A 7,376-nucleotide genomic window follows, 5' to 3' on the forward strand; every position below is an offset into this window, starting at 1 on the left:
TCAGCCTCCGGCGGCTGAGCCGACCACCGCGAACGGATCGACGAGTTTGTGGATCGGCTGCGCGCGGCCCATCCAGGGTTCGGGTCGGATGCAGCGCACCCAGTCGGCGAAGCTCGGAATGAAACCAAGATCCTCAACGACGTGCTGTTCGCCGATCAGGCGCACAGGCACGACGCGGCCGGTCGAGATCGTGATCGTCGGGCCGAAGAAGCGTTCCAGCATGAAAATGCCTTCGGCGTGATGCCGCAGCGCCCGGTGGCGGAAGTCGGCGGTGATCGCCTTCGACTCATCGAACCATTGGTGCAGCGGCAGGTAGTCTTCAGCGGTCCCGCCCCATTTCCTGACCGACGAGAGGGCGTGGTGATAGCAGTGTCCCATGGCCGCCTCCTCAGAAGGTGTGGGTGTGGTTTTCGGAGGCGGTGTAGCGCTCGTTGTAATCGAGCGTGATCGCGCCTTCCGCGACATCGAAGATGACGTCGCCATAAGCGCCGTCGCCATTCTCCCAGCCGCAATGCGTCTTTTCGAGAACGTCATAGGCCAGGCTCTCGACGGCGTCGGAGATGCTCACCGACGAGCGCTTCGGCTCGGTCTGGTCCCCGACGGCCTCGGCGAATTCGATGGTCGCGCCAGGCATGGTGACGGAATCGTCGCCGGCCTGAGCTTCCACATTTTCGATCTGACCGGAGTCGCCGTAGCCGTCGAAGCTGACGACGACGCGGGTGATGCCGGCGAACGCCAGTGCGTCGAGTAGCGCGGTCTTGTTGAGGGCAAACAGTTCGGCATCAAGCTTGGCTCGGGCCGCGGCCTTCATCTCCCATTCGGAAAGCGGAGCCTGGGATTCAGACGTGGTGTCGGATGTGTTGGTCATGGTGGTTTCCTGAAACAAAAGCGCCCGGCGCGTGGGCGGGGCTGTCGGATTGGTTGAGGGGAAAGGATGCGCGGGACGGCCGAAACCGCCCCGCGCGATCGGGTTACTCAGCCGCGATCGTCTGCGGCTCGTCTTCTGCTTGCTCTGAAGGCTCGTCGTCGTCTCCGGCGAGGAATTCCGGCAGCGCCTCGGCCTCGCCTTCGTCGCCGACCTGATCGACCGACGGCGCGTCGTCGTCGACGGTGCGCAGCGGCTCAGGCAGCCAGAAGCTGTCGGCGAGAAGCCGCTCGGCCTCCTTGGCCATGTCGCCCTTCTTCAGATGGTCGATGAGCTGGGCGGCACGCTCGCCTGCGCCTTCGCGAACCGCTTCCAGGATGCGGCGCTTCGGCACGCGGCCGAGATAGTTCTCGACGGTCGGACGCCATCCGGCCTCCACCATGTCGAGACCGACGGCCCGGGCGATGCGGTTGGCCTCGCCGATGCGATGCTCGACACCGTGGGACGAAATGCCGGCACCGTAGCGGTCGGCCTTCTCGTAGAGCGCGTTGACCCCGAACGAGGCGCAATGCGCGAAGAGGGCGGCCTGGTCGTCGCCGGTCAGGGTGGTGAGCCAGTCCCAGAGATCGGCTCGATCCTTCGGCAGCCGTTCCTCCCAGCTTTTGTGGCGTTCGGAGATCGTCTTGGCCGTCGGCGTATCCTTCAGACCCTGCGCCTGGATCGGGAAGGTGACGCTGCGAATGGCGACCTCCATGGCGCTGCCGGAGGCGAAGTAGCGCGAGAAGACATCCAGGCAGAACTTGTGCAGAACCGCCTGGAACGCGACCGACGGCGTGGTCGCGAGCTTGTCGCGCAGCGCCAGCGTCCGTTCCGCAGTCAGCTCGGTCACAAGGCGGTCCGGCAGCGGCTTCACCACGTCGTCGTCCTCGTCCTCCGGTTCGGAAACTTGGCCGCCGATAGTGATGACCGCGCGCTGGATCACCGGCGCGCCGGGTTCCACGCCATCTGGGCTTGCCGCGCCGGTTTCATCATCGCCTTCCTGTCCGGGCTCCACGATGGGCGCCTCATCCTCGGGACGGACGTAGCCACGGTCGACGGACAGAGCACCTTCGGAATCGATGCTGACGAAGACGCCGGCACGGGCGGTGTCGGTGGGGTCGAAAGTGACGGGACGATCGTCGAAGGCGGCGAGCGCCGTTTCGATTTCGCCGAGCCGTTCGTCCACCTCGTCGGGCAGCTCGTCTGCCCCGTCATACTCGGCTTCGAGCTTGGCATATTCGGCGTTGAGCGCGTCGATCGTCGCCTGTTCCTCGGGCGAAAGATCGGCGGCAACTCCCTCCAACGCGCGGAGTCCGCGCGTGTGGCCATAGGGGAAGTCGGCCGCGACCTCGATCCACTTCCAGCCTTCGGCCGCGATCTTCTCGGCCTCGGTCTTCAGCTTCTCAGTGAAGAGGCCATCGAGCAGCGCCACGTCTTCGAGCCAGCCGCCGTCGTCGGACTGGAACAAGTCGCGCAGCACTACGCCACCGGCCGCCTCGTAGGCATCGAGACCGACGAACACTGCCCGGCGGTCCGAGGCACGCACCGTCTTCTCCGTCAGCATGCGGCGGATCTGATAGGGTTCCTTCTGCCAGGATCCGGAGACGGCCTGCCAAACCTGCTCTTGGCGTGTGTGGTCGGACGTGACAGTGAACGCCATCAACTGCTCCAGCGACATGCCGTCCTCGGCGTAGAGGTCGAGCAGGGTCGGCGAGACCGACGCCAGGCGCAGGCGCTGCTTCACGACATTCACGCCGACGAAGAATGCAGCGGCGATGTCTTCCTCGGAGCGCCCCTTCTCACGCAGGGCCTGGAAGGCGCGGAACTGGTCGAGCGGATGCAACGGCGCACGCTGGATGTTCTCGGCCAGTGAATCGTCCTCGCCGAGGATGTCGGTGCCAGGATCGCGGACCACGCACGGAACCGGCGCGGTCTTCGCCAGCCGCTTCTGCTTCACCAGCAGCTCGAGCGCCCGGTAGCGGCGGCCGCCGGCCGGAATCTCGAACATGCCGGTCTCGGCGCCCTCGGCGTCGAGAACCGGCCGGACGTTGAGGCTCTGAAGCAGGGTGCGCCTTGCGATGTCCTCGGCCAGCTCCTCGATGGAGACGCCGGCCTTCACGCGCCGGACGTTGGACTGGGACAGAACCAGCTTGTTGAAGGGGATGTCGCGCGAGGACGACAGGGTGATCTTCTGAACAGCGATAGCCATCGGGATGTACTCCGCGACGGGCGCCGGGAGACTCTCTCTCGGCTTCCAACCCGTCACGAAGACCGGCGCAGCCCTCTTCCTTTCGGACCGCCGCGCGGGCCCTGGCGCCGCGGTAGAAGCCCCCGGCCGCCGGTGCCCGCAGGAACAGGCGGCGCGCGGGACCTCCCTTAAAGAGCCGCTCCATTGCTAAGATGGCGTCAGGGCACGTTCGTCGGGGATGAAGCGTAATGGCAAAACGGATCATCACGGTCTTCTACGCTTGGCAGAGCGACCGGGATCAGAAAGGAAATCGACACTTCATCCGTCGCGCTCTCGACGAAGCCGCCAAGCGCATCAATGACGATGATGCCCTGGCGGTTGAGATTAAGGTCGATGCGGATACGGAGGGCATCCTGGGCACGCCCCCGGTGACTGAAACGATCCTCAAAAAGATTGGCGCATCAGACATTTTCGTGCCGGACCTGACCTTCATCGCGCAAACCGACGCGGGTAAGCTGACCCCCAACCCCAACGTCATGGCCGAATATGGCTACGCGCTTCGCGCGCTGACGTTCGAGGCGATGATGCCGGTCATGAACACACATTATGGCGCGCCAACTGAGCTGCCGTTCGACCTGGGTCATGTTCGCCATCCCACCCAGTATGATTTGCCGCCCGCTAGCCCCGACGGAGCACGGCGTGCAGCCCGGGCGGTCCTCTCCGAAAAGTTTGAAGCCATCATGAGGTTGATGGCCCAGAATATTCTCAGCAAAGCGCGCACGGATAATCCGTTTGTGCCCACCGCACCGGTCCGGCCGCCCGCCTTTTTCTTTCAGCCCGGCGATGTGCTGGTGAATTTCGGCTATCCCGGCGAGCAGGAGATGCGGTTCAAAAGAAATCGGGCCATCTTTCTGCGGCTCTATCCGACCTATGCGGATCAGCCACGTGTCGGCTTGAGCCGGGCAATTGAGGTCGCCCAGCGATTGATGCCGCTGCAGCGCGTGATCACGTCCCCGCACAACCGCAACGACTGGGGCGCTATCAATCTCCAGCCACATGGCGACGGTATTACAAGCTTCACCCAGATCTTCGAGACCGGCGAACTTTGGGGCGCGAGCGAAGAGCCGTTCAGAACGGGCAACCCGTCATTTGTCGCGGCGATCGGCGTGGAAAAGGCGTTCGTGGCGGCTTTGGAGAACCACCGTCTTGTTTACGAGAGAGAACTCAAGCTCCGCCCGCCCTTTACCGTCGAGTTCGGAGCAGTCGGCCTGACGAATCAGCACCTGCTTGTGCCCAGTGTCGAATTTCCTTCGGGGGAATATGCGGGACCGATCCGAAAGGACAGCTTTTGCCGGTCGTTCCAACTAGGCAGCTTCGACGCGACGGAGTGGACGTCCGCCCTCAGAGATTTTCTCATCGACTTCTATGACCTGGCGGCGGTGGACCGGTCGAAGGTTCTCACGGACGCCATCGTTGCGGCGAACCAACTGCCCCCGCGCTAACCCGTCACGCCGCCGCTCGTTCACTATCAGCCTCGCCGAGGACGCGGTCGTGATCGGGCAGAAAGCTCAGGATCCAGTCAGCCGCCTTGCTCGCCTGCGACGCCGCGCGCACGATGGCGCGGTTATCCTCGCGCAGCACCTCGAGCCATGAGCCGATATAGTCGGCATGGCGCACGGTCGGGATGATGCCGAGCGAGGCGCAGCAGAAGGCGGCGTTCATCTCGGCGATCAACTCTTCGAACGCATACTTCTTGGTGCCGAAGGACCCGGTCAGGTCGCGATTGAGGCGGGAGGAATGGCCGCTGGCGTGGCCGACTTCGTGGAGGGCCGTCCGGTGCCAGTTGATCGGCTCGAAATAGGCCTGTGGCGGCGGCACCATCACGAAGTCCGGGCCCGGCGCGTAGAAGGCGCGGTTGCCGCCGATGCGGAAGTCGATGCCGGTCGCCCGGATCAGCGCCTCGACCCTCGGTTCGATCAGGTCCGGTGGCGGCGGTGGCGCAGCGGCAGCAATCTCGGCCGGCAGGTTCTCGCATTGGGCAGCGTTGAAGACGGTGAATCGCTTCAGGAACGGGATCGCGGCCGCCTCCTCGCCGGTCTCGCGGGCGCGCCGCTTTTCGTCCTGGGGCGTGAAGCGGTCGGCATAGACGACGGTGGTGCCGTGTTCGCCCTTGCGCACGTTGCCGCCGAGCGCAAGCGCCTGGCGAAAGGTAAGCCAACTCTGGGCGGAGAAGCCGTGCTCGATCACGGCGCCCCAGAGGATCAAGACGTTAATCCCCGAATACTGTCTGCCGGTAACGGCATTCTTAGGCATGGCGAGCGGCGCCTTCGCCGCCGCCGTTCCCCAGGGCTGGACCCAAGGCAGGGAGCCAGCCTCCAACTCGCTGATAATCTTTGTGGTGATCTCGTCGTACAGGCTGGCGCGGCCAGGGCCGGCCTCGTGGCGGTGCTTGGACATCGCGGGTCTCCGCGACGGGCGCCGGGAGCCTCTCTCCCAGCCCTCAACCCGTCACGGCAAATCCCGTCCGCACTCTCACTCTCGGCGGGGCGTTGCGGGGCGGCCTGCCCCGCAGAAGGGGTCGGCAGAGACCTCGGCTCGGCCGCAGGGGAAGAAGCTATGGGGCCGGTGCTGAAGATCTGAGAGCATCGTCGCATCTTTCACCCCCACGGAGACGCCCCCGATGAAGCCGGTCGATGATCTGAGCCGCTCGCTTGTGGCCTTTGACCAAGAGTCCGCAGTGGTCGCAGTGATCGAGCTGAGTAACACGAGCTGGTTGGTCGCCGGCACATTACCGGGCGTCGCCCGCCGGCCGCTGAAGAAGCTGGACCCCGATCCGGCGGCGCTGGGGCAGTTGCTGACGCGATGGCGGATCGAGGCCGAGGCCGCCGGTCGACAGATCGGTCGGATGATCGTTGCCTACGAGGCCGGCCGCGACGGGTTCTGGTTGGCCAGGTGGTTGCAGGCTCGAGGCATTGAAACCCACGTCATCCATCCGACTAGCGTGGCAGTGTCGCGCGAGCATCGCCGCTCGAAGACCGACCGGTTGGACTCGGCCATGCTCATGCGGGTGTTCTTCGGCTGGCTGCGCGGCGAGCGCGGCCACTGCAGCATGGTCGCTATCCCAAGCCTCGAGGAGGAGGACGCCAAGCGGCCAAGCCGCGAGCGCGAGAGCCTCGTCGGCGAGCGGACCCGGATCATCAACAGCGTCAAGTCTGGCCTACTTCGGCTCGGCGTGCGCGGCTTTAACCCGGCGCTGCGTCGGGCGGCCAAGCAGCTGGAGACCTTGGTCACGCCGGAGGGCAGTGCCCTGCCGCCCAACACGCTGGACGAGATCCGCCGTGATCTCGCCCGCCTGGCCGTAGTGCGCGAGCAGATCGAGGCTATTGAGCGCGATCGGCTGGCCCGCCTACAGCAAGCACCGCAGTCGCGGTCCAACGCCATGGTTGTGCTTCTGGCCCGTGTCGTCGGCGTCGGGCTTGAGACCGCCGACATGCTGGTCCAGGAGGTCCTGTCGCGGCCGCTGCGCGATCGGCGGGCCGTCGCGCGCTACGCCGGTCTGACCGGCTCGCCGGACGAGAGCGGCGCCCGACGACGTGAGAAGGGCCTGGCCAAGTCCGGCAACGCCCGCGTGCGCCGCGGCCTCATCCAGTTGGCCTGGCGGTTCCTGATGTTCCAGAAGGGCAGCGGTCTGGCGGCCTGGTATCGCTTCCGAACCGAGGCAGCGCCGACAGGGCGCAAAAAGATGATCGTCGCCCTGGCCCGCAAGCTGCTGATCGCCTTCTGGCGATTGGTGACCACCGGCGCCGTGCCGGACGGCATAGTCCTGCGCGCGGCTTGAGGGAGGCGCAGACCCCCAGGAACGACAGAGTTTGACGGCGATCGCAGGCGCGGACGTCGTCGATCAGATCCGAGGTGGCGGTGACACGAGGAACGCCGTGGCCAATATGCCGAGGGAAGAATGTGCCCGCCGCCTCGGAGCCTCGCACTCGAAGCGAATGGCTGCTTCATGGTCCAGGCCCGCAAGGCCAACCGAATACAAGGTTGCGGTGCGACTATCGTGCCCGACAGCGAGCTCCCCTCGGATTCAGATCGGACGACCGCCCAGCGAGCCTTGACAAGGAATTCCCCATACAAGGCTTTCCCCTCAAGGGTCTATTGGATCGAAACCTCCAGGTGACTACCAATTGGCGGCGCGACGACTACCAATCAGCCGATCGGTCCGACGGGTCTACACATTCCATCCGCGCGGGAGAGCGGCTGTCGTCCGGATGGACCAATCTCCGT

The 7,376-nt window shown here is 65.2% G+C and carries 6 protein-coding genes; 2 read left to right on the forward strand and 4 right to left on the reverse strand.

Annotation, left to right across the window (positions count from 1 at the left end):
- The 3 genes from ACTUWL_RS14920 to ACTUWL_RS14930 form a co-directional block, all read right to left on the reverse strand.
- Positions 1-378: a DUF6915 family protein gene (locus tag ACTUWL_RS14920; protein WP_203368956.1), complete on the reverse strand. Its 378-nt coding sequence runs from the start codon at positions 376-378 to the stop codon at positions 1-3.
- Between the two features lie 10 nt (positions 379-388).
- A complete protein-coding gene (locus ACTUWL_RS14925; RefSeq protein ID WP_203368955.1) occupies positions 389-868 on the reverse strand; it encodes a DUF6878 family protein in 480 nt (159 codons plus the stop codon).
- Positions 869-971: 103 nt separating this feature from the next.
- Positions 972-3,113, reverse strand: a complete 2,142-nt coding sequence (locus ACTUWL_RS14930; protein WP_203369109.1) for a ParB/RepB/Spo0J family partition protein — start codon at positions 3,111-3,113, stop codon at positions 972-974.
- 227 nt (positions 3,114-3,340) lie between these two features.
- On the opposite strand from ACTUWL_RS14930, the gene ACTUWL_RS14935 reads away from it, so the two are divergent.
- Positions 3,341-4,594 carry a hypothetical protein gene (locus tag ACTUWL_RS14935; protein WP_203368954.1) on the forward strand — a complete coding sequence of 418 codons (1,254 nt, stop codon included), beginning with the start codon at positions 3,341-3,343 and terminating at the stop codon, positions 4,592-4,594.
- A 4-nt stretch (positions 4,595-4,598) separates the two neighbouring features.
- Here ACTUWL_RS14935 and ACTUWL_RS14940 read toward each other — a convergent pair whose 3' ends face one another.
- Positions 4,599-5,549: an ArdC family protein gene (locus tag ACTUWL_RS14940; protein ID WP_203368953.1), complete on the reverse strand. Its 951-nt coding sequence runs from the start codon at positions 5,547-5,549 to the stop codon at positions 4,599-4,601.
- Between the two features lie 223 nt (positions 5,550-5,772).
- Here ACTUWL_RS14940 and ACTUWL_RS14945 point away from each other — a divergent pair, with 223 nt between their 5' ends.
- Positions 5,773-6,930 (forward strand): IS110 family transposase, encoded by a 1,158-nt coding sequence (locus ACTUWL_RS14945; RefSeq protein ID WP_203368952.1) that lies wholly within the window; start codon positions 5,773-5,775, stop codon positions 6,928-6,930.
- The last annotated feature ends 446 nt before the right edge of the window (positions 6,931-7,376 follow it).

This window comes from Bradyrhizobium sp. WCU1 (genome assembly GCF_053474805.1).